Annotated in this window: 16 protein-coding genes; 6 read left to right on the forward strand and 10 right to left on the reverse strand. The window is 56.2% G+C overall.

Features of this window, described 5'->3' with window-relative positions:
- Positions 1-63: 63 nt before the first annotated feature.
- Positions 64-1,779, reverse strand: a complete 1,716-nt coding sequence (locus tag CSC3H3_RS04590) for an ABC transporter ATP-binding protein/permease (protein ID WP_101284009.1) — start codon at positions 1,777-1,779, stop codon at positions 64-66.
- Between the two features lie 95 nt (positions 1,780-1,874).
- Here CSC3H3_RS04590 and fhuF point away from each other — a divergent pair, with 95 nt between their 5' ends.
- Both fhuF and CSC3H3_RS04600 read left to right on the forward strand, forming a co-directional pair.
- Complete coding sequence (fhuF, locus tag CSC3H3_RS04595; RefSeq protein WP_245881271.1) at positions 1,875-2,669, forward strand: siderophore-iron reductase FhuF; 795 nt, start codon at positions 1,875-1,877, stop codon at positions 2,667-2,669.
- Positions 2,670-2,897: 228 nt separating this feature from the next.
- On the forward strand, positions 2,898-4,976 hold the full coding sequence (locus CSC3H3_RS04600) for a TonB-dependent receptor (RefSeq protein ID WP_101284011.1): 2,079 nt from the start codon (positions 2,898-2,900) through the stop codon (positions 4,974-4,976).
- A 137-nt stretch (positions 4,977-5,113) separates the two neighbouring features.
- On the opposite strand, the gene CSC3H3_RS04605 is transcribed toward CSC3H3_RS04600, so the two are convergent.
- The gene (locus tag CSC3H3_RS04605) at positions 5,114-7,918 is read right to left on the reverse strand and encodes an ATP-dependent DNA helicase (protein ID WP_101284013.1); all 2,805 of its coding nucleotides are present in this window, start codon (positions 7,916-7,918) and stop codon (positions 5,114-5,116) included.
- Positions 7,919-8,373: 455 nt separating this feature from the next.
- Between CSC3H3_RS04605 and CSC3H3_RS04610 the strand changes: the two genes are divergently transcribed.
- Both CSC3H3_RS04610 and CSC3H3_RS04615 read left to right on the forward strand, forming a co-directional pair.
- Positions 8,374-9,753 (forward strand): MATE family efflux transporter, encoded by a 1,380-nt coding sequence (locus CSC3H3_RS04610; protein ID WP_101284015.1) that lies wholly within the window; start codon positions 8,374-8,376, stop codon positions 9,751-9,753.
- A gap of 147 nt (positions 9,754-9,900) precedes the next feature.
- Positions 9,901-10,797 (forward strand): AraC family transcriptional regulator, encoded by an 897-nt coding sequence (locus CSC3H3_RS04615; protein ID WP_101284017.1) that lies wholly within the window; start codon positions 9,901-9,903, stop codon positions 10,795-10,797.
- A 66-nt stretch (positions 10,798-10,863) separates the two neighbouring features.
- On the opposite strand, the gene CSC3H3_RS04620 is transcribed toward CSC3H3_RS04615, so the two are convergent.
- From CSC3H3_RS04620 to CSC3H3_RS04630, 3 genes are all read right to left on the reverse strand, one after another.
- Positions 10,864-11,463, reverse strand: coding sequence for a LysE family translocator (locus tag CSC3H3_RS04620; protein WP_101264001.1), 600 nt, complete (start codon positions 11,461-11,463; stop codon positions 10,864-10,866).
- Between the two features lie 180 nt (positions 11,464-11,643).
- Complete coding sequence (locus CSC3H3_RS04625; protein WP_101284019.1) at positions 11,644-12,627, reverse strand: alpha/beta fold hydrolase; 984 nt, start codon at positions 12,625-12,627, stop codon at positions 11,644-11,646.
- Between the two features lie 32 nt (positions 12,628-12,659).
- Positions 12,660-13,865, reverse strand: coding sequence for an MFS transporter (locus CSC3H3_RS04630; RefSeq protein WP_101264003.1), 1,206 nt, complete (start codon positions 13,863-13,865; stop codon positions 12,660-12,662).
- Positions 13,866-13,969: 104 nt separating this feature from the next.
- Here CSC3H3_RS04630 and CSC3H3_RS04635 point away from each other — a divergent pair, with 104 nt between their 5' ends.
- Positions 13,970-14,569, forward strand: coding sequence for a TetR/AcrR family transcriptional regulator (locus CSC3H3_RS04635; RefSeq protein ID WP_101284021.1), 600 nt, complete (start codon positions 13,970-13,972; stop codon positions 14,567-14,569).
- Positions 14,570-14,630: 61 nt separating this feature from the next.
- On the opposite strand, the gene CSC3H3_RS04640 is transcribed toward CSC3H3_RS04635, so the two are convergent.
- The 4 genes from CSC3H3_RS04640 to CSC3H3_RS04655 form a co-directional block, all read right to left on the reverse strand.
- Positions 14,631-15,101 (reverse strand): YqaA family protein, encoded by a 471-nt coding sequence (locus CSC3H3_RS04640; protein ID WP_245881370.1) that lies wholly within the window; start codon positions 15,099-15,101, stop codon positions 14,631-14,633.
- 69 nt (positions 15,102-15,170) lie between these two features.
- Positions 15,171-15,917 (reverse strand): Fic family protein, encoded by a 747-nt coding sequence (locus CSC3H3_RS04645; protein WP_101284025.1) that lies wholly within the window; start codon positions 15,915-15,917, stop codon positions 15,171-15,173.
- A gap of 239 nt (positions 15,918-16,156) precedes the next feature.
- Complete coding sequence (locus CSC3H3_RS04650) at positions 16,157-16,582, reverse strand: organic hydroperoxide resistance protein (RefSeq protein ID WP_101264006.1); 426 nt, start codon at positions 16,580-16,582, stop codon at positions 16,157-16,159.
- Between the two features lie 103 nt (positions 16,583-16,685).
- Positions 16,686-17,720, reverse strand: a complete 1,035-nt coding sequence (locus tag CSC3H3_RS04655) for an alpha/beta hydrolase (RefSeq protein ID WP_101284027.1) — start codon at positions 17,718-17,720, stop codon at positions 16,686-16,688.
- 180 nt (positions 17,721-17,900) lie between these two features.
- Between CSC3H3_RS04655 and CSC3H3_RS04660 the strand changes: the two genes are divergently transcribed.
- Positions 17,901-18,344, forward strand: a complete 444-nt coding sequence (locus tag CSC3H3_RS04660) for a MarR family winged helix-turn-helix transcriptional regulator (RefSeq protein WP_101284029.1) — start codon at positions 17,901-17,903, stop codon at positions 18,342-18,344.
- Between the two features lie 201 nt (positions 18,345-18,545).
- On the opposite strand, the gene CSC3H3_RS04670 is transcribed toward CSC3H3_RS04660, so the two are convergent.
- On the reverse strand, positions 18,546-18,932 hold the full coding sequence (locus CSC3H3_RS04670; RefSeq protein ID WP_101284033.1) for an MAPEG family protein: 387 nt from the start codon (positions 18,930-18,932) through the stop codon (positions 18,546-18,548).
- Positions 18,933-19,110: the final 178 nt, after the last annotated feature.

A 19,110-nucleotide genomic window follows, 5' to 3' on the forward strand; every position in this document is an offset into this window, starting at 1 on the left:
GGCAGTCAGGACAGGGTTCCTACCTTCGGGATCAATATGGCGAAAATTTGATGCAGGGCTATTTCAGGTTGAAACTGTAAGTGCCTGCTGCGGGGCTGTGGCAGAGGGACTGGACGTGTCGAGATCAAGGATTTGCGAATGAAAGCGATCCAGTGACGGGCGGTGCCCGATGCTGACCAGAATGGTTTCGGGGAGTTCTTCTTTCAGAAGGCGATAACACAGGGTTTCGCTTTTTTCATCGAGGGCGGATGTGCTTTCGTCGAGAAACAGGATTTGCGGTTTGTGCAGCAGGACACGAACGAAGGCACAGCGTTGCTGTTCACCGATGCTGAGCTTTTTGGACCAGTCGGTTTCCTGATCCAGTTGGGAGGTGAGATGGCCCAGTCCAAATTTTTGCAGGGCATGGGCAAGCATGGCGTCTTTTGTGCGGTTGGCGATTTGTGGATACCACAGAATGTCGCGCAGATTGCCAAGCGGGAAATAGGGTTTTTGCGCAAGGACAAGGGCGTTTTCGGTGTCGTATGCTGCACTGCCCGATGCATGTTGCCAAAGGCCGAAAATGGCTCGCACCATTGTTGATTTGCCAAAGCCGGACGGTGCACGGACAAGCAGACTTTCGCCAGGGGCAATGTTCACTGAAAAATCGCGCAATATTGTTTTGCCGCTGTCGGGAAGCCAGAGATTGAGTTTGGAGATCGCAAGGGATCGCGGTTGATGCCGGATTTTAACGCCGTTATCGGATGAAATGGCATTCAGCCGGTTCTGAAAACCTGTCAGGCGATCAATCACCGCTTTCCATTCGGCAATTTGGGGGAAGGCCTTGACCAGATAGGCCATGGCTTCGTGAACTTCACCAAAGGCCGCGCTGATCTGGGTAAGGCGACCGAGCGGAAATACCCCGGCAAAAAATTGGGGTGCCATGATAAACATTGGGATCACGGTTGCGGTGCGCATGTAAAATGTGGAGTAACCGAGCACGATTTTCTGCTTTTTCACCAACTGCCAGAAGTTTTGCAGTGCGGCTTCCAGCCGGGTCGTGAACGTTTGCATTTCAGCTTTTTCGCCACGATATTGCGCAATAGATTCAGCATGTTCACGCAGGCGCATCAGGGAAAAGCGAAAGTCGGCCTCTCGGCGCTGCTGCAGAAAATTCAATCGCGGCAGGGCGCGACCAAGCCAGAATGCCCCCCCCGTGCCCGCGATTGAATAAAGCAGCGCAATCCAGACAAGCAGCCCCGGAATGACCAGACCTTCGGCCCCGATGGGGAGGGAAACAAGGCTGGAGGCCTGCCAGAGGATATTGAGAAACGAGAAAAGCGAAACCAGTGCCGTCATGACGCCCAGCCCAAGTTTGAGCGAGATGACAATGAACATATCAATATCGTCGGCAACGCGCTGGTCGGGGTTATCAGTTTCAGGGCCGTTTAGCTGCATTAACAGATACCGCTGGTTTTTCAGCCAGTCCTGCAGGGTGTTTGTTATTTCCCAGCGCATCCATTTGATGGTCAGTTTTTGCTGAAAATGAAAGGCGGCAACGGTGAAACCGGTAAGGGCTGCCTGCAAAAGAATGAATTCAATGCCGCCGATCAGGAAGGCGTCGTAATCGAGCGCTTGCAGGGCATTGTAAAAATGCAGGTTCCAGAAATTGTTGAGGATATTGACCCCGACAAGTCCGAGATTCATTAAAATGGTTGCCAGAAGAAGCATGAGGGCAGGGATTTTTTCGGAAGACGTCCAGAACGGGCGGGCAAGTTGCCAGAAACCCTGCAATGTTTTCATGATGCCTCGGCTAGCGGAAATAAATCCTGTTGAGTTTATAGGGGGGCATCATTACTATCAATGTTAATGATAGTCATTGTCGTTATCATTTTCATTTGAAGGCGCGTATCATAGAACTCCCTGACTGGCTGCGCCAAGCATGGCCGCCGCTGAAACACATCATTCGCACCGATGAAGGCGGTTTTTCATCTGTCGGGCTGGTAAAGCTTGCAGATAAAGGTGTTCTTTTTCCGATGCTTGAGCAATTCGCCCGTTCTTATCCTGCGGTAAAGCGGCCGCCTGTGGCATCGCAATGGTCGATGAATTATCTGAGTGTGCTGTTCCCGGCCTTATTGGCAGGTACCCTGGGCCGAAACCGGGAAATACCGGTATGGGAAGCAGGAATTGCCCTGTTACATGACGAGGCCAGGCCTGCAGCGCTGCGCATGGATGGCGGCTTTTGGGCTCTGCCCGCCCAGCCAGTTGACGATTATTGGCAGCAGGTTGTCAGCCGTCATTTAGAACCGTTATTTGCGACGTTATCGCAGTGGGGTGGTGTATCGCCCAAGGTTTTATGGGGCAATGTGATTGCTGTCTGGGATGGGGCGTTTGATCGTTTAAGCGGCGGCATGGACCCGGATATGCATTTTGCTGCCTATCAATGGATTGATCATACGATTGTTTTGGATGGCCGACTGAGATTGCGGGACCAGCAGCGCATGGTTGTTTCACCTGCGCCAGACATTTGTGCGCAAATCCCGCTAAGAAAGCACTGCTGCCTGCATTACATGCTTCATGCACCAGTTATTGATCAACCAGAAGTGCTGTGCGAGGCGTGTCCTAGATTACACCGGCAGCCACCGGGTTCACAGGAAAACTATTTGCGATCCATCCGCCTTGGGCATGGTTGAGCCCGGAATTGCTGGAGTTTCAGCCGAAAACGGCCGAATTTTCCGGCGGAATGGTGTGAATATGATCGTATTTTTTCGCGAATAATAACTATTGTCATTTGCAATTGACCATGCTTATTCGACGCCGACAGATGTTTCTGGGGTCGGGCAGGCAGTGGAATGGTGTGGGACCATCTGACTTCTCTACCGCGAAGCTTGAAAAAACGTGGATATGAATGGGAAGTAGATATGCGTGTTTTAAGTAAAAACTCGTTGGCAATAGCGGTCGCTTCAAGTGCATTGGGCATGACGCCCGCTTTGGCGGATGAAGAAGTGCCGCAAAAAACAATCCAGCTTGAAGAAGTGATTGTTACGGGTGAAAAAATCAGCCGGAGCGAAGACAGCACCCTATCAAGCGTTGCCGTGACCACAAGCGAGGATATTCGCAAGGAAGGGGCGCGGAACCTTCAGGATGTTCTAGGCACAACGCCAGGCGTTTATACCCAGTCAGGAAACGAAAACTGGGGTATTCGTGGTATTCCCGTTCAGGGGTTTGACGAGCAGGGGCCCGCAGCCTTGAACGGTGCCATTTCGGTTTATGTCGATGACGCGGTTCAAAGCAACAGCCTGCTGACGGCCAATCCGCTGTCACTGTGGGATGTGGAACAGGTCGAAGTTTATCGTGGGGCGCAATCAACCACCCAGGGCCGAAATTCGCTGGCCGGGGCGGTTGTCATTAAAACCAAGGACCCGACATTTACCCCCGAATTTGCCGTGCAGGGAAATGTCGGCCGATTTGGTGAACGCGGGTCATCTGCGCTGGCCAACGGGACGCTGGTGGATAACCGGCTGGCCGGGCGACTGGCCGTGGATTACCAGGCAGAAGATGGTTACATCACCAACCAGACGCTGGGTGAAGATGCCAATCCGTTGCGTTCGGCGAATGTGCGCGGGAAACTGCTGTTTTTGCCGTCTGATGATGTCGATCTGCTTTTGACATTTTCGCATAACAGCCAGCGTGCAGGCCTTAACGCGGTTTCGGCAACAGGTGGTGTTCCGGATTATTTCAATGTTTATGAAAACACCGAAACCTATCACAAGCTCGATCAGAACGCGGCAAGCGCCAAGCTGGACTGGTATCTGGATGATGAATGGACGCTGACCAGCATCAGTTCGGCAACCTTTGTTGAAAATCATACGGTCCTTGATTTTGACAGGCTTGCAACCAGCACACAGGCGGCCTTGCGCCATCATGAACAAACCATTGCCAGTCAGGAAGTCCGGCTTGGTTATGATTATGACCAGCTAACCGGGTTCTTTGGCGCCTATCTGGGCCGCACGACCGGCGATATTGACGACCAGCTGGCCGTTAGCGGCACCCCGGTTATGGATGAACAGGGCCGGGTGCAGATTAACAATTACGCCCTGTTTGGCGAAGCAAACTGGGAATTTGTCGAGGACTGGACCCTGATTTCCGGCCTGCGCTGGGATTACGAGGAAAACCACACCCGGATCAATTACACGCTTGATACGCTGGGTTTGGCGACCGATCCATCGGCGGATGAAAATATCAGTTCCAATGTGTTACTGCCGAAGGTGGGCCTAAGCTATAATCTGACCGAAGATCAGCTTGTGGGCGTGACCTGGCAGCGTGGCTATCGCAGTGGCGGTGTGAATTTGCGCGCACTTGCCCAGCACACAACCTATGACCCGGAATTTACCGATACCTACGAACTGGCGTGGCGTGGTAACTGGCTGAACCGCCGTTTGCGGACCAATGCCAACCTTTATTATACCGACTGGACCGACCAGCAGGTGACCTTCCGCGATGGCAGTGGCAACCGCCAGATCGCCAATGCGGCAAGCAGCCGGATGGCGGGTATGGAAATGTCGGCCGAATATCTGGTGACGTCGCAATTGGCCGTAAATGCCGGTGCATCCTATAGCGATACAAAATATGATTCCTTTGTATCGGATGGCATTGATTATAGCGGCCATGATTTTCTGTATGCGCCGAAATACCAGGCATCGGTCGGGGCGAATTACACGTTTGAAAACGGGTTCCTGATTGGCGGCAATGTTGTTTATCAGGGTGATAGCGTTTCAAACTTCATTACCAACGGGTCCAATCAGATTGTTGGCGAACGCCACAGTGACCCGGTTGCGCTGGTTAACCTGAATGCCGAATATGCGATCGGAAATGCGACCTTTAGTGGTTATGTCAAAAACCTGTTTAACGAGCGCTATATTACCAACAATCAAAGCGATACGGTGATGGATGTGGGCGCACCGCTGACTTTTGGCGTTGCTGCGCGTTACGCGTTTTAAGGTATCCAGGCGGACCGGCATTTTGGCAGGGCCCGCCTGATTTACCTGTCGGCGTGAAGCGGGCATCGGGGCTGTTATGCCACCCGATGCCTGCTTTTTGCATCATATGGCAAATGACACGGTATTATCTGATTGGATTAAAACGGCAATTCGTCGTTAAATCCGTCTGGCTCACTGGGCTGGCCGGGATTGAGGAATAGGCGGGTTTGTTCGATGGCTTCTTTTAGGCCGACGCGCTGGACATTGACGTCATCGGGGAAGGCACCAAGCAGGCGCGAGGGCATGCGGTTATCAAGCAACACAAAAACCCCGCGGTCTTCGGCGCGGCGCACCAGGCGGCCAAAGGCCTGTTTCATGCGCAGGCGCGTGATCATGTCGTCATAACGCGCACCGTGGAATGCCGCCTTGCGCGCGCGGTGCAAAATATCGGGCCGGGGCCAGGGCACGCGGTCAAACACGATCAGGCGCAGGCTGTCGCCCGGCACATCGACCCCGTCGCGAATGGCATCTGTGCCCAAAAGGCAGGCATCGCGTTCAACCCGGAAAATATCGATCAGGGTGGAAACATCCATGCCATCAATATGCTGGGCAAGAAGCTGCAAGCCTGCTTCATCCAGCGGGCCGGTTAGCCGTTCATAAACCGCACGCAGGCGGGTAATTGCGGTAAACAGGCCCAAAGCCCCCCCGTTGGAGGCCAAAAACAGTTCGCGATAGGCCGCCGCGATCTGGTCGGCATTGTCGCGCGCAATGTCATTAACGATGAAAACGCGGGTTTGTTCGCGGTAATTATAGGGGCTTTTCATTGCCGCGCGCACCGCAGGCAGGGGCATGTGGGATGCGCCGGTGCGGTCCTCGGCCACGGCCCAGTCAAACATTTCGTCCCCGGTGCCATCGCGCAATGTGGCCGATGTTACCACCATGCCATGCGTGGTCGGGGCGAGTGCTGCGGTAAGCGGCAGGGTCGGGTCAATATAATGGCGGTGCATGCCAATATCAAAATCACGGCCAAACTGGCGTTCGATGGCAAACCAGTCAACAAATTCGGCCGGTGTGGCATCAACCAATGATTCCAGCATCCCGCGCCAGGCCGCAACCTGCATGATGGCGCGCCGTTCCAAGGATCGGATGGCGGCATCAAGGCGCTGGCGTTCGGCGGAATCAAGCTCGTCGGCTTTTTCATCAAGCATATGGGCGATGATTTTGATCAGCGCCTTGGCCGGTTTTTCCAGCGAGGCCAGCGCACGGTCAAGGTCGGCCGCACTTGCAAGAACCTCGGTCACGGCGGGTTTGCAATCGGTCTCGATGGAATAGCCACGGTCCTTTTCCGCCGCACGCGCCATGACCTGCGCCTTGACATGGGCCAGGAAAATTTCCGCCGGGCCGGTGGCATGTTCCACACCATCCTGCAGGCGCATCAACCAGCCCTGATCGGGCAGGCACTGGGCCGCAACAATCACGGCATTTACCGCATCGCGCAGTTCTTCGCGGTCGTGGATCAGGCTTTCAAGGCGCTGTTTAAGGCCGCGTGCGCGTGAACTGCCCTTGTTTTCCGCCCCCAAAAGCCAGCGGCGCAATTCCGCCCCTTCCTGTCCGGTCAGGTGGGCGGAAAAGGCCTTGTCGGCGGCATCAAACAGGTGGTGCCCCTCGTCAAAGACATAGCGGGTCGGCATTAACGTATCATCCAGCCCGCCCAAGGCTGCCTGCACCATGACAAGGGCATGGTTCGCCACCACAATTTCGGCGGATCGCGCCCGGCGCACGGTCTTTTCGACAAAACAGCGTGAATAATGCGGGCAGGCGGCATAAATACATTCGCCGCGCTGATCGGCCAGGGCGGATGTAAAACGTGTGCCGATCAGCTCGGTCAGCCAGGCGGGGAAATCGCCGCCAACCATATCGCCATCGCGGGTCGCCGCCGCCCAGCGCGCCATCAGGCCAAGCGGAATGGCCTGGCGCGGTTGCTGGGCCAGGGGGCGCTGGGCTTCTTCAAAATTCAGAAGGCACAGGTAATTTTCCCGGCCCTTGCGCACCACGGCCTTGCGGCGTTTGTCGCGCGCATCGGGATAAAGGCGGTTAAGTTCGCTGTCGATCTGGCGTTGCAAATTGCGGGTATAGGTGGAAATCCAAACCGCACCTTCGTTTTTTTCCGCCCACACCGATGCCGGGGCAACGTAACCCAGTGTTTTGCCTGTGCCCGTGCCTGCTTCGGCCAAAACAATGTTTGGTGTGCCGTCCGCCGTGCGCGGGGAAAAGGCCGAACATACGGCGGATGAATAATCCGCCTGTTGCGGGCGTTCTTCGGCCCCTTCGCCAAGCAGCTTTAACAGCCGTTCGCGGGCCTCGCTGGGTTCAACCGGGTTGTTGCCTGGCGGCGGTGGCGGTGCATGTTCGGACCATTCCCCCAGCTTTTTCCAAACTTTAAGCCCTTCATAAACCGCAAAGCGATGCGGCCCATCGCCATCCGCGCCAAGTGCGGCCAGCACCGGCACTCCCCACGGCCATTGCCCGCGCGCCATCGGCCAGGCAATGGAAAGGGCACGTGCACGCCGTTCAGCCGGCAGAACAGCAAGTTCCTGTAACAGGCGTTTCATGGCTTCGGCCATGGCTTCGGCCTGGCCGATCAAATCATCGGCGGCTCGCTGGCCGGTGGCAAGGGCAATGCCGCGCGGGGTGGGCACACAAAATTGCGCCGGGCGCACAAAGGCAAACAGTTCCAGCAGGTCGTGGGCATGAAAACCATCCAGCCGCAGGCGTTTGGCGCTGGCGGGCATATGCACGACGATGGGCCGCTCATCGCGCGCACGCCTTGCGGCGGCGGCAAGCTGCATTTCCTCGATTTCGCCATCAGGTGTCAAAAAGACAGCATGACGCAAACCGGCAACCATGACCGGTGCGTTGGGGGGCAAAAAACGGGGCCTGGTATCGGAACGATCATCGAACATTTGGGGGACTATAGGGATTCCGGTGCGGCGGCGCTACTGTCGAAAACAGGTTTTTACGGCTGTTTGCAAAATCGCCCTAAAACCCGATAGGGGCTGCCGGTTTTGCGGGGGGATCGCCGTGAAAACCATACCCGCATATCGCCGGGCGCACACCTGCCGGATCACACATGCAATCTGGCCTGCCCATTGACGGCAAAATGCACGATGGGTATAGAAAGCCAAGGTTCCCGGCACCTGCCGCTCGCATGGTTTGATGGTTAAACATCAGATCCGTGGTGAAGCCCGGGCGATTTTGTGAAACAGACTGTTTTTACCCTGTTTTCACCCTGTTTGATCCTGTGTTCACCCTGCATTCCGCGCAGGTGGCAATGCGAGCATCCATTTTGCCCGTCACGCACACCCCAAAGGGGCACCGTGCCGGACCATTGCGGGATGCCAAAAGACAGGAGAACGGGATGTCAGAAAATGATGTTTCCCAAAGTTCCTTTGTGACGGCGCCGCTTGGCCGGGTCTTTGCCAAAACGGCACTGCCTATCATTTTTGTGATGGGAATGAACGGCACGCTGGCAATTGTGGATGCCGTATTTTTGGGGATTTATGCCGGGCCTGGTGCGGTGGCGGCGGTGACCCTGATATTTCCTTTTGTAATGGTCATGAATGCCCTGGCGACCCTGGTGGGAAGTGGCATGTCAAGCGTGCTGGCGCGCCATTTGGGCGCAGGAAACGCGATGCAGGCCCGCGCCGTCTTTGCAGGGGCGCATGGATTTTCCCTAATGATGGCGGCGGGCCTGTGGGGCCTGTTTGCCCTGTTTGGTGCGCCTTTGACAATTCGGTTGGCAGATGGGGATGTTGCGCTGGCAGGGGCGGGGTATCAATATCTGGCCGTGCTGGTGGCGGGTGTGCCAGTGATGTTTTTGCTGGCCGTCAATGGCGATGCCCTTCGTAATGAAGGGCGGGCAGCCATGATGGCCGGGTTAAGCCTGCTGGTCAGCATCGGCAATATGGGGCTGAACTACATCCTGATTGCGCAAATGGATATGGGGGTGGTTGGTTCGGCGCTGGCGACCCTGGCAGCACAGGTTTCTGGCCTGGTCCTGGTTGTGATCTATCGCCATCGGGATGGTGCCATGTTGCGGTTTGACCGGCATATGATGCCCCATTTGGGCCGTGGCTGGCGCGATATTGCGATGCTGGGTGTACCGCAATGTTTGGGGATGCTGGGCATTGCATTGGGCGCAGGGGCCGTAATTGCCGCCTTGCAAATGACGCTGAAGGGGCTAGGCGATTATGCCCTGACCATTACCGCCTTTGGCATTGTCACACGTATTACCAGCTTTGTGTTTTTGCCGGTTTTGGGGCTGGCACAGGCGTTTCAATCCCTTGCCGGGCATAATTACGGGGCGGGAAATGCAGGCCGGGTACGGCAAAGTCTGAAACTGGCGATGCTGGTGGCACTGGCATATTGCACCTTGGCAGAACTGCTTTTGGCAGGTTTTGCCAGCGTGCTGGGAAGTGCATTTGTTGATGATGGCCAGGTGCAGGGCGAAATTGGCCGCATATTGCCCATGGTGATGATGGCGTTTTTCACCGTCGGCCCGATGATGATGGTGGCGACCTATTTTCAGGCCATCGGCAATGCCGGGCGGGCCGCGTTGCTGGGGCTGGCAAAGCCGTATCTGTTTGCCTTGCCCGCCACATTTTTATTGCCGTTATGGCTGGGGGAAAATGGCATCTGGCTGGCAAGGCCGGTGGCGGATATTTCGCTGGTGCTGCTGACCGGGCTGGTCGTGATGCGATGGGCCAGCGGTTTTAACATGGTCGGCCGTCCCGGCTAAGCAAATGGCCCGATCGGGCAGCGCGTGGTGGCGTGAGTACCGGGACAGCAGCGTGATCATGGTGTATGGTTACGCTGCCCGGCCTGCCTGATGTGGTGCAGATTGCGGCCTGGCATTGGCCGTTCGGGCAGGAAATGGATGGGATATATGACGGCGAAACCGCAGCAAAGTGGCAGTAACCAGCGTTTTTGGCACGATACGGACGTTCCCTTCATCGAGGCGCGTTTTGTGCGCGAAGGGCGGGATATCCGATCGGACAAGCATACCCATGATACCTTTTCCATCGGCGCGATTTTGGGCGGGGCGAGTGCCTGCCACATGCGCCGCGCCAAGCATGAATTAAGTACGGGCACAGTGATTTTCATCAACCCGGAAGATGTTCATGATTGCCACCCGCTGGTCGAACGGGGTTGGGCCTTTCAGATGTTATATGTCGATACCGACTGGCTTTTGGATGTGCAGGCGCAAAATGATGCCGACGCGAACGGAAAATTTGCCGCCTATGACCCGGTATTAAGCCAGGATCCGGTGATTTTTGCCCAACTAACCCGGTTGGGCAGGATTTTGGCAGACCACGATATTCCGGCATTGGGTAAAGAAGAAGCCGCAACCGCATTTTTCAGCCTGCTGGCAGAACGCACCGGGCGGGGCAAAACACGGTTATATGCCATGGGGCAAGGTGGCGTGGGCCGTATTGCGGGGATGCAGGGCGAAAAGCCTGAAGGGGGCAAAGGCGTTTTACGGGCGGCAGAATATATTCGCGCCCATTGTGAACAACCCCTGCGCCTGAATGGTATCAGCGCGCAGGCGGGCATGACACCTTCGGCACTGGTGCGGGCCTTTGGCCAGCAATATGGCATTACACCCCATGCCTATCTGATGAATTGCCGCATCCAGCGCGCCCGTCATGCCCTGAAACGGGGTGAGCGGATTGTTGATGTCGCACTGGCCTGCGGCTTTGCCGACCAGGCACATTTCCAGCGTATTTTCAAACGCCAGATGACGGCAACCCCGCGCCAATACGCCCATGTGATGAGCGCCTGAGCGCGAATTGCGCGGAATGGGCACGATTGGCGCGGTTGGTAAAAGCCTGAATAAGGGCAAAGGGCTTTAATGCAACAGCAGGTAAAGCGCACTTGCCAGCAGCAAAGCCGCCATGCAGCGATTAAAGCGCCGCACGAGAATATCGTTATGCAGGTAACGCCGCAAAAATGCCCCGGCCCCGGCCCAGCAGCTTACCGAGGCAAAGCAGATGACAAAATAAAGGGCGACAAACTGCCAGATCAGCACCGGGTCACCATCGGCAATAAAGGCCCCCATACCGGCGACAGAGGCCATCCATGCCTTGGGATTAAGCCATTGCAGGGTGGCACCGGTCAGGATGGAAGGGGCCTTGGCACCGCGATCAGTGTTGATTTTGCCGCTATCGATCGCAAGTTTGATTGCAAGATACCCCAGAAACGCCACCCCGGCCCATTTGATGAACAGGGTAACTTCGGGGATCTGGGTTAAAAGCTGATGCAGGCCAAGGCCGATCAGCAGCAAAAGCAGGCAGAAACCTGCTGTCGCGCCAAAAACCGGGCGCAGGGCAGGCTGAAAACCATATTTAACCGATGTGCCAAGCACCAGAATATTGACCGGCCCCGGCGTGATCGAGGCGACAAGGGCGAAACTTGCCATCGAAAGATAAAGACTAAGACTGCCAGACATTACGTTTCCTGCTTTTGCATTTGTTTTGATTTTTTGCAGGTAAGCCGATTGCGCAGCCGAATTATTGAAGAAAATTGTCCCTGATCGCGATTTTGATAAAAATTTTTACCATGCGCCAAAAGGCCGCCCGGTTGTGGCCGGGCGGCCCGAAGGTGGATAACGGGTTAACGGGGTCGCGGCTTAATCGGTCAGAAAATCAAGGACGGCATCGTTTAACGGTTTTGCGCATTCCTCAGGCAGCCAGTGGCCGCAATCGGGGATGACCAGCCCTTTGACATGGGTGCCATATTCACCAAGCTGGTCGGCTTCAAGCTGGCCCATGCCGCCATGTCCACCGCCGCCAATGGCCAGCACGGGCATGGAAAGTTTGTTTTTCGCCAGCGATTTGTTGCGGGCGGCGGTTTCGTTCAGGGCGCGGTAATATTCAAATGACGCATGAAGCGTGTGCGGCTTGGCATAGGACGCGCCGTAAAGGTCCAGCAGCTCATTGGTAAAGGCTGCGCGGTTGGTTGCATGTTCCTTGATGAAATGTTCAAGGAACATGCGTTCATGGCCGGTAACCAGGGTTTCGGCAAGGTTGTTACCCGCAGCAAAAAAGCTGAAATGCCAGACCAGTGATTCGCCTTCGGGGGTGAAAGCCGGGAAATCATAAAGGCGATGATCAGGGATCGGTGCCTCCATAAAAATCAGCTTGCGAATATCCTTCTGGTGGCTAACCGCCATGGGGTAGGTGTTCCAGATGCCAATGTCATGGGCGACCAGATCAAACGGGGCATCAGGGCTGAACTGTTTTGCCAGCCCATACAGGATAGGCGATATAACCTGCCCGACATAGGATTTGGGCACGGCAGATTGCCCCAAACCGGGCAGATCAACGGCAACAACGCTGTGCGTTTTGGCAAGCAGCGGCATTAGCTGGTGCCATTCATACCAGCTTTGCCCAAACCCATGCACCAGAAAGGCCAACGGCCCAGAACCGCCTTTGACATAATGAAGGCGAACGCCGTTGATTTCGGCATAGCTGCTTTCAAAGCCCGCAGGAACCGGGAATTCGGATTCTGGCTGGGATTGCGGCTTGGCCTTTGGTTGGGGCTGGGTTTGCGCGTGGGAATTGGCTGAAAAAAGGGCAGCAGAAAGCGCTACCGCAAGCAGCAGTTTACGCATTTTGGAAAACTCCGTTTATGGGATGGGGGATGTTAGTGCTGGCGCGCGCCAGCGGGGAAACCGTTGCGCCGGGCGCTAAACGCGATGAAAAGGCCAATCAGGATCAGGACCAAAACGACGGGTGGGAACGTTGCCGCGCCCCCTTTTTCCAGCAGGATGCCACCCACCATGCTGCCACCGGCAATCGCTGCATTCCAGATCACCACATTCATCGAAAGGGCAATATCGGCACCGGGGCCAGCAGTATCGGCCAGGGCGGTTTGAAGCTGGGTCGCGGCACCGCCAAAGGTAAGGCCCCATATGCCGGTCGCGATCATAAGAACCACCGGGTTTGCACCAACAATGCTAAGCACGACAAGGGTCAGGGCAAATGTTGCCAGGGCCACAAGAACCGAAAGGCGCAAGGCACGGTCAATAACCCGGCCCGTAACCCAGATGCCAACCAACGCCGCAACACCAAAAACCAGCAGAACCAGATCAACATGGTCGGCCAGCCCGGCCCGGGCCGAAAACGGCGCGATATAGGTGTAAAGAACGTTATGCGCCAGCATCCAGAACAGAACGACCGATAGAACGGCCCGCACGCCCGGCATGGCGGCAACACGAAACAGGCTGCCCTGTTTGCGGCCCTTTTGCCCCGGATAGTCCGGCACGGATGCCAGAATCCACACAATCAGCGCCAGTGTCATTGCCGACATGACCCAAAATGCCAGCCGCCAGCCAATGACCGACCCCAGCCAGGTGCCCAGCGGCACACCAACCGATAATGCAATGGGGGTGCCTACCATTGCCAGGGCCAGGGCGCGGCCCTGCTGGTGGGGTTCGACCATGCGCCGGGCGTAACCTGCAATCAGGCTCCAGGCAAGACCGGCCGAACAGCCCGCTAAAAAACGCGCCAGCATGGTCAGCCAGTAGCTGGTTGAAAAGGCGGTGGCCGAATTGAACAGGAAAAAACCAATCACGGTCAGCAGCAGGACCGACCGGCGCGGCCAGGTTTGCGTCAATAACGTAAGTGGAATTGCAGCAAGCAGCGACCCCACGGCATAGGCCGCAACCGATTGCCCGGCAAGCGATTGCGAAACAGCAAGCCCATCAGCCATTTGCGGCAAAAGGCCCGCTGGCAGGGTTTCGGTGGCGATGCAGATAAAGCCCGTCATGGCGAGCGCCAGAAGGGCCGCAACGGGAAGTTTTTCGCGATCAGGCGGGTGCCTGAACGGTTGTGAAGGGAAGTCTGACATGACGTCTTCCTAATTATGTACTGATCGATACGGAAGTATTGCGTCAGCCCATGCTTGTCAATGACTAATGTATCGACTATTTCATAAGTCAGGAGGACGACCGCATGGCACGTACAGGCAGACCAAGAGAATTTGACCGGCAAGCAGCCCTTGAAATGGCGCTGGTTTTGTTTTGGCAACAGGGGTTTGAACCCACATCGCTAAACCAGCTCAAGGAAGTGATGGGGGGAATATCGCCAACCAGCTTTTATGCGGCCTTCGGCTCAAAGGAGCAGCTGTTTCGCGAGGTTGTTGCGCTGTATCGCAGCCAGCAGGGGCAGGTGACCGATGTTTTGTTTGATGAAAACATTCCCCCCCGGCAGGCAATTGAACAATGCCTGCGCCAGTCGGTGCATATGCAAACCGATAAAACCCATCCGCTGGGGTGCCTGGTCACCATGGGCGCAACAAATTGCGGCCCGACGGGCGATGCCGTCGTGCAGCTTCTGCGGGACGAACGGTTAAAAAACTTTGGCGGCATCAAAAGGCAGCTTGAACGTGCCGTCACCAGCGGTGCATTGCCGTCAAACGCCGATATACCGGCACTTGCCGCGACGATAAATACCTTCCTGAATGGCATATCGCTTGCCGCACGCGACGGGGTGGGCGAAGACGACCTTCAGGCATCGGTTGGCAATATCATGCGCCTGTGGGACGCGGCCTGACAGTGGTTTTTGGGTGCCGGGCGGTGGGGAACCCGCTTTGCGCTGGTGTTTCCAGTGCGTTTTATGCCAGCCCGAAAACCCCGGCCAACCAGCCAGCAGCCCCGGCGACCATGGCATAGCGCGCGGCTTTGCCCAGGGTAACAAGAATGATGAAAGGCAGGAACCGCACGCGCATTGCCCCGGCAACAAGGGTAATGGGATCACCAATCACCGGCAGCCAGGCAAATAACAGCGCCCATAGGCCAAAACGGGAAAACCACGCACAGGCGCGCTGATAATCGCGTTCGGAAACGGGGAACCAGCGGGCATGGCGGAACCGTTCAATCGCAATGCCCAGCAGCCAGTTCACCAGCGACCCCGCAACATTGCCCAGGGTTGCCACCAGCACAAGCAGGCGCACATCATGGTTGCCCGCCCCGACAAGGGCAGCCAAAACCGCCTCGGAAGATCCGGGCAGCAGGGTGGCAGATGTGAAAGCGGATAAAAACAGCCCGCCATAAACCAGCATGGATGCGATCATATGGCAGGACATACCGTTCACTGGCGGATCGGTCTATGGGAATGTTTGCCGTGTTGCGGCTTGTGGCGCTGATGATACCGGTTAAGCCGGTTTTGCCGCTATAGGTGCGATCAGGCCAAGCGTCAGGTTGAATGTACGCAGGCAGGCCTGAATGATGAGGATCGCCAGTTCATCTGTTACCGGCGTTGTTTCTTTGCGTGCGAGGGCGGTGTTTAGGGCGGCGGCCTTGTTAAGGGCAGCGTCATAACGCTGCCTGTCATTAATATCGATAATGGCGGGCAGGTAGCGTGCCTGTGCCAGATCGTGATTTAGCAACAATCGGGCAAGGCGGCCATTTTGGCCGGGAAACGGCTGCTGGTTGATGAAAAGCGCGTGCCAGCGGGCCGCATGAATAAGCGGGTGTTGCCCGGATGGTGGGCGATGCTGCGCAACAAGATCGGCGATTTTGGCATCCTGATCGGGCGTGGTTCTGGCGCTTGGCGATAGGTGCCCGGTTTGCAGGATGGTATGGAGTTCCAATATGCCCTGCGCATCAAGCGGCCTGTTTTGGCGCGCCATTTTTTCCAGGTGATAAATGGCGTCGCGATGGCGGATGACCTCAAGATGTTCGGCAATTGATTTGCCGCCAACCGTGATGCCTTCGAGGATAACCTTTGTTTCGCGCAAGCTCAGCCCGTTTCCGGCAAGGGCGTTGGAATGATAGATCCAGTCAAGATGATGTTTTTCGCGCAGCGATGATGCCGTGTGGCGTGGCAGGGGCATGCAGCCAGCAAGCCGGGATTTTGCGTGATCGACCTGTTTTAGCAGGTCAGCAAGGTTGGCATTCATTGCAGATATTCCGGCAAACGGGGCGCACAGCACGGGCGGAGCCATGATTCTAGCACGACCGCACCCATGCAATGCATTTTTTGCGCAGATAGGGGCGTGATGTGAAGGGCCGGGTTTGCTGCGGATGCAGAAATTTGCGGGATAAAAAAGGGGAAGCCCGACACATGGGAGATGTGCCGGGCTGGAAATGGGCGGATCAGTTCTGGGGGAGTGAGCCGCCGCCCTGTAGACGTTTAAGATCAGACGATGTGAAGACGGACATCGACATTGCCGCGAAGGGCGTTGGAATAGGGGCAGATTTTATCGGCGGTTTCGACGAGCTTTTCGGCATCGGCGCGATCAAGACCCGGCAGGGAGATGTGCAGGTCAACATCAAGGCCAAAGCCACCGGCATCACGCGGGCCAATGCCAACGGTTGCCTTGATGGAAGCATCTTTCGGGGTTTTCGGTGCGCCCTGCGAGGAAGCAGCCTTCATTGCGCCGATAAAGCAGGCGGAATAACCCATTGCGAAAAGCTGTTCGGGATTGTTGCCTTCGCCGCCGGCACCACCGAGTTCTTTCGGCGTGGTCAGTTTGACTTCGATCGAGCCATCTTCGGTTTTGGCATGACCATCACGGCCACCGGTTGCAGAGCCAGAAGTACGGTACAGAACTTTAACAGACATTTTCATCATCCTTGGTTTTCAGTGTTTCAAGATCGATGCGCAATGATGCGCTAGACATGGGGTGCAGGGCGAAACCTGCAACCCCGTTTCGGGTTTGGTCGTCTTAGTTGGCGTGCAGGGCGTTTTTCAGGAAAGCGACACCCTGGTCGATAGCAGCACGGGCCGCCGGGGTTTCGGAAAGGGCGTTCAGCATGACAAAATCATGGATGGTGCCGTTGTATCGGGTTGAAGTCACGGTGACACCGGCCTGTGACAATTTACGGGCATAGGCTTCTCCTTCGTCGCGCAACACGTCGTTTTCATCCGTGATCACCAGGGCCGGTGCCTGACCGGCAAGCTGGTCGTGGCTGGCATGGATCGGCGTGATTTTCGGGTCATTACGGTCAACGTTTTCGGGCAGGTATGCGTTCCAGAACCATTTCATCGCATCGCGGGTCAACCACGGGCCATTGGCAAATTCGGTGTAGGAACCATTATCGAAATTGGCATCGGTTACCGGGTAATAAAGCAGCTGTGCGGTGATGGCCGGGCCTTTGCGTTCGTTTGCCAGCAGGGAAACAACCGCTGTCATGTTGCCACCAACACTGTCACCGGCAATGGCGAGGCGGGTGGGGTCGACATTAAGCTGTTCGGCGTGATCCGCGACATATTTGGTCACCGCGTAATCCTGTTCGATGGCGGTGGGATATTTGGCCTCGGGCGAACGTTCATAATCGACAAAGACCAGAACGGCATTGGCACCAACGGCGAGTTCGCGAACCAGACGGTCGTGGGTATCCGTACCGCCCATGACCCAGCCTGCACCGTGGAAATAAACAATAACCGGCAGGCGATCGGTGTTGCCTTTGGGGCGGAAGATGCGAACGCGGGTAGCACCGGTCGGTCCGACCGGCAGGGTGCGGTCTTCGGTATCAACGGCGGGGGCGGCAACCGGGCCAGCCTGTGCGCCGGAAAGAACGTTGCGGGCCTGATCAGGTGTCAGGGTGTAGATCGCCGGGGCATTGGCAGCGGCCAGGGCATTGATGAAGTTCTGGGTGGCCGGTTCGAGAACCGGGGCGTCTGCTTTGGCGTCGGTGGCGAAGGTTGCGGTGGCCAGTGCCAGTGCAGCGGCAGCAACGGTTGATTTCAGCTTGTTCATGACAGAGTCCTTTCCAAATTCTGGTGTGTGGCGGTGTATCGCCGTTCGGTGCATTTTGAATAGCACACGATTTAATCGTGCACGATCTAATTTTGAGAATGTCAGGTATGCGATAAAATCGCTTGATATTTAATCGTGCGCGACTTAATTGTTCGGGTTCGACATATTCAGGAGATGAAAATGGCAGACAAACAGAAGCTGACGCTTGATCAGCTATTGTGTTTTTCGGTCTATTCGACCGGGCATGCCTTTAACCGTATCTATAAGCCATTGCTGGACCGGGTCGGGCTGACTTACCCGCAATATCTGGTGATGGTGGTGCTGTGGCAGGAAGATGGCCAGACAGTACGCAGTATTGGCGGCAAGCTGTTTTTGGAAAGCAGCACGCTGACCCCGCTGATCAAGCGGCTGGAAAGTGCCGGTTTGCTGACCCGTGAACGCGACCGCGAAGATGAACGCCAGGTGCGTGTGGTTCTGACCCAGCAGGGCCGTGACTTGCAAAAAGAAGCCGAAAACGTACCCGATTGCGTTTTTGAAGCCTGCGGGATGCATCTGGACGAATTGATTGACCTGAACCAGAAGCTGGTGACGCTGCGCACCTCGCTGGAAAAGGCGGCGGAATAACGTTTTTCCGCGAGAATTGCCGCCGATGACGGCGCTGCGTGTGGCCCGTTTTGCCGATGAACCCGAAACCGTCCTGCAAGGATGGCCGGGGGCGTGGCATAAGTGCTGCGATGGAAGGGGTTTTGCAAATGCAATGCGCCTGCCAGCAGGGCCGGCAGGCGCAGAATGGGAATGGGTAAACGTGTCAAAAAGGCGTGTGCCTTAGACAAGGCCAGAGAGCAGCGCGACCGCGCCAACCAGCATGGCGACATGTTGCAGCAGCATGCCGATGGCTTGTGAACCGCCGGGAAGGCGCAGAACGCCAAGCGCGTGCAAGATGCGGGCAATGATAAAGGCCGCCACCAGACCCCAAAGGAACTGGGCCGGGATATAGCCGGTAATTTCCAGTGCCGCGCACAGCATGACCATGAGCGGGGCATTTTCGATGAAATTGCCATGCGCGCGAATACGGCGGCGCAGGGCGGAATCATCGGCATCGCCCAGTCCGACGCGAAGATCGCGGCGACGGAAAGATACATGCAGGCTGAGAATGATCAGAAGCAGGGTGAATATGCCGGTAAGAAAGGCTGTTGCCGGAATGTGCAGCATGGATCGTTTCCTGTGGTTTCAAGCCTTTTTTCCCTGATAAGGCCCGTTTGTTATTGCCTGCCCATCATTTGCACCCCGCCAATGCGCAGGGAATGTAATTTGAGGGCGAGAAAAGCCCGTGTTTGAGCACCCAAGGGCAGATTAGGCCCAAAACAGGATTTCGCAAATAGGGATAAGT

The organism is Thalassospira marina (assembly GCF_002844375.1).
Lineage (GTDB): Bacteria > Pseudomonadota > Alphaproteobacteria > Rhodospirillales > Thalassospiraceae > Thalassospira > Thalassospira marina.

Coding starts and splice junctions, on each gene's coding strand:
- CSC3H3_RS04590 (WP_101284009.1), bottom strand. CDS start 1,779: ATGAAAACATTGCAGGGTTTCTGGCAACTTGCCCGCCCGTTCTGGACG.
- CSC3H3_RS04660 (WP_101284029.1), top strand. CDS start 17,901: ATGGCAGACAAACAGAAGCTGACGCTTGATCAGCTATTGTGTTTTTCG.
- CSC3H3_RS04625 (WP_101284019.1), bottom strand. CDS start 12,627: ATGCGTAAACTGCTGCTTGCGGTAGCGCTTTCTGCTGCCCTTTTTTCA.
- CSC3H3_RS04630 (WP_101264003.1), bottom strand. CDS start 13,865: ATGTCAGACTTCCCTTCACAACCGTTCAGGCACCCGCCTGATCGCGAA.
- CSC3H3_RS04645 (WP_101284025.1), bottom strand. CDS start 15,917: ATGAATGCCAACCTTGCTGACCTGCTAAAACAGGTCGATCACGCAAAA.
- CSC3H3_RS04620 (WP_101264001.1), bottom strand. CDS start 11,463: ATGTCTGGCAGTCTTAGTCTTTATCTTTCGATGGCAAGTTTCGCCCTT.
- CSC3H3_RS04615 (WP_101284017.1), top strand. CDS start 9,901: ATGACGGCGAAACCGCAGCAAAGTGGCAGTAACCAGCGTTTTTGGCAC.
- CSC3H3_RS04655 (WP_101284027.1), bottom strand. CDS start 17,720: ATGAACAAGCTGAAATCAACCGTTGCTGCCGCTGCACTGGCACTGGCC.
- CSC3H3_RS04605 (WP_101284013.1), bottom strand. CDS start 7,918: ATGTTCGATGATCGTTCCGATACCAGGCCCCGTTTTTTGCCCCCCAAC.
- CSC3H3_RS04600 (WP_101284011.1), top strand. CDS start 2,898: ATGCGTGTTTTAAGTAAAAACTCGTTGGCAATAGCGGTCGCTTCAAGT.
- CSC3H3_RS04610 (WP_101284015.1), top strand. CDS start 8,374: ATGTCAGAAAATGATGTTTCCCAAAGTTCCTTTGTGACGGCGCCGCTT.
- CSC3H3_RS04670 (WP_101284033.1), bottom strand. CDS start 18,932: ATGCTGCACATTCCGGCAACAGCCTTTCTTACCGGCATATTCACCCTG.
- CSC3H3_RS04650 (WP_101264006.1), bottom strand. CDS start 16,582: ATGTCTGTTAAAGTTCTGTACCGTACTTCTGGCTCTGCAACCGGTGGC.
- CSC3H3_RS04640 (WP_245881370.1), bottom strand. CDS start 15,101: ATGTCCTGCCATATGATCGCATCCATGCTGGTTTATGGCGGGCTGTTT.
- CSC3H3_RS04635 (WP_101284021.1), top strand. CDS start 13,970: ATGGCACGTACAGGCAGACCAAGAGAATTTGACCGGCAAGCAGCCCTT.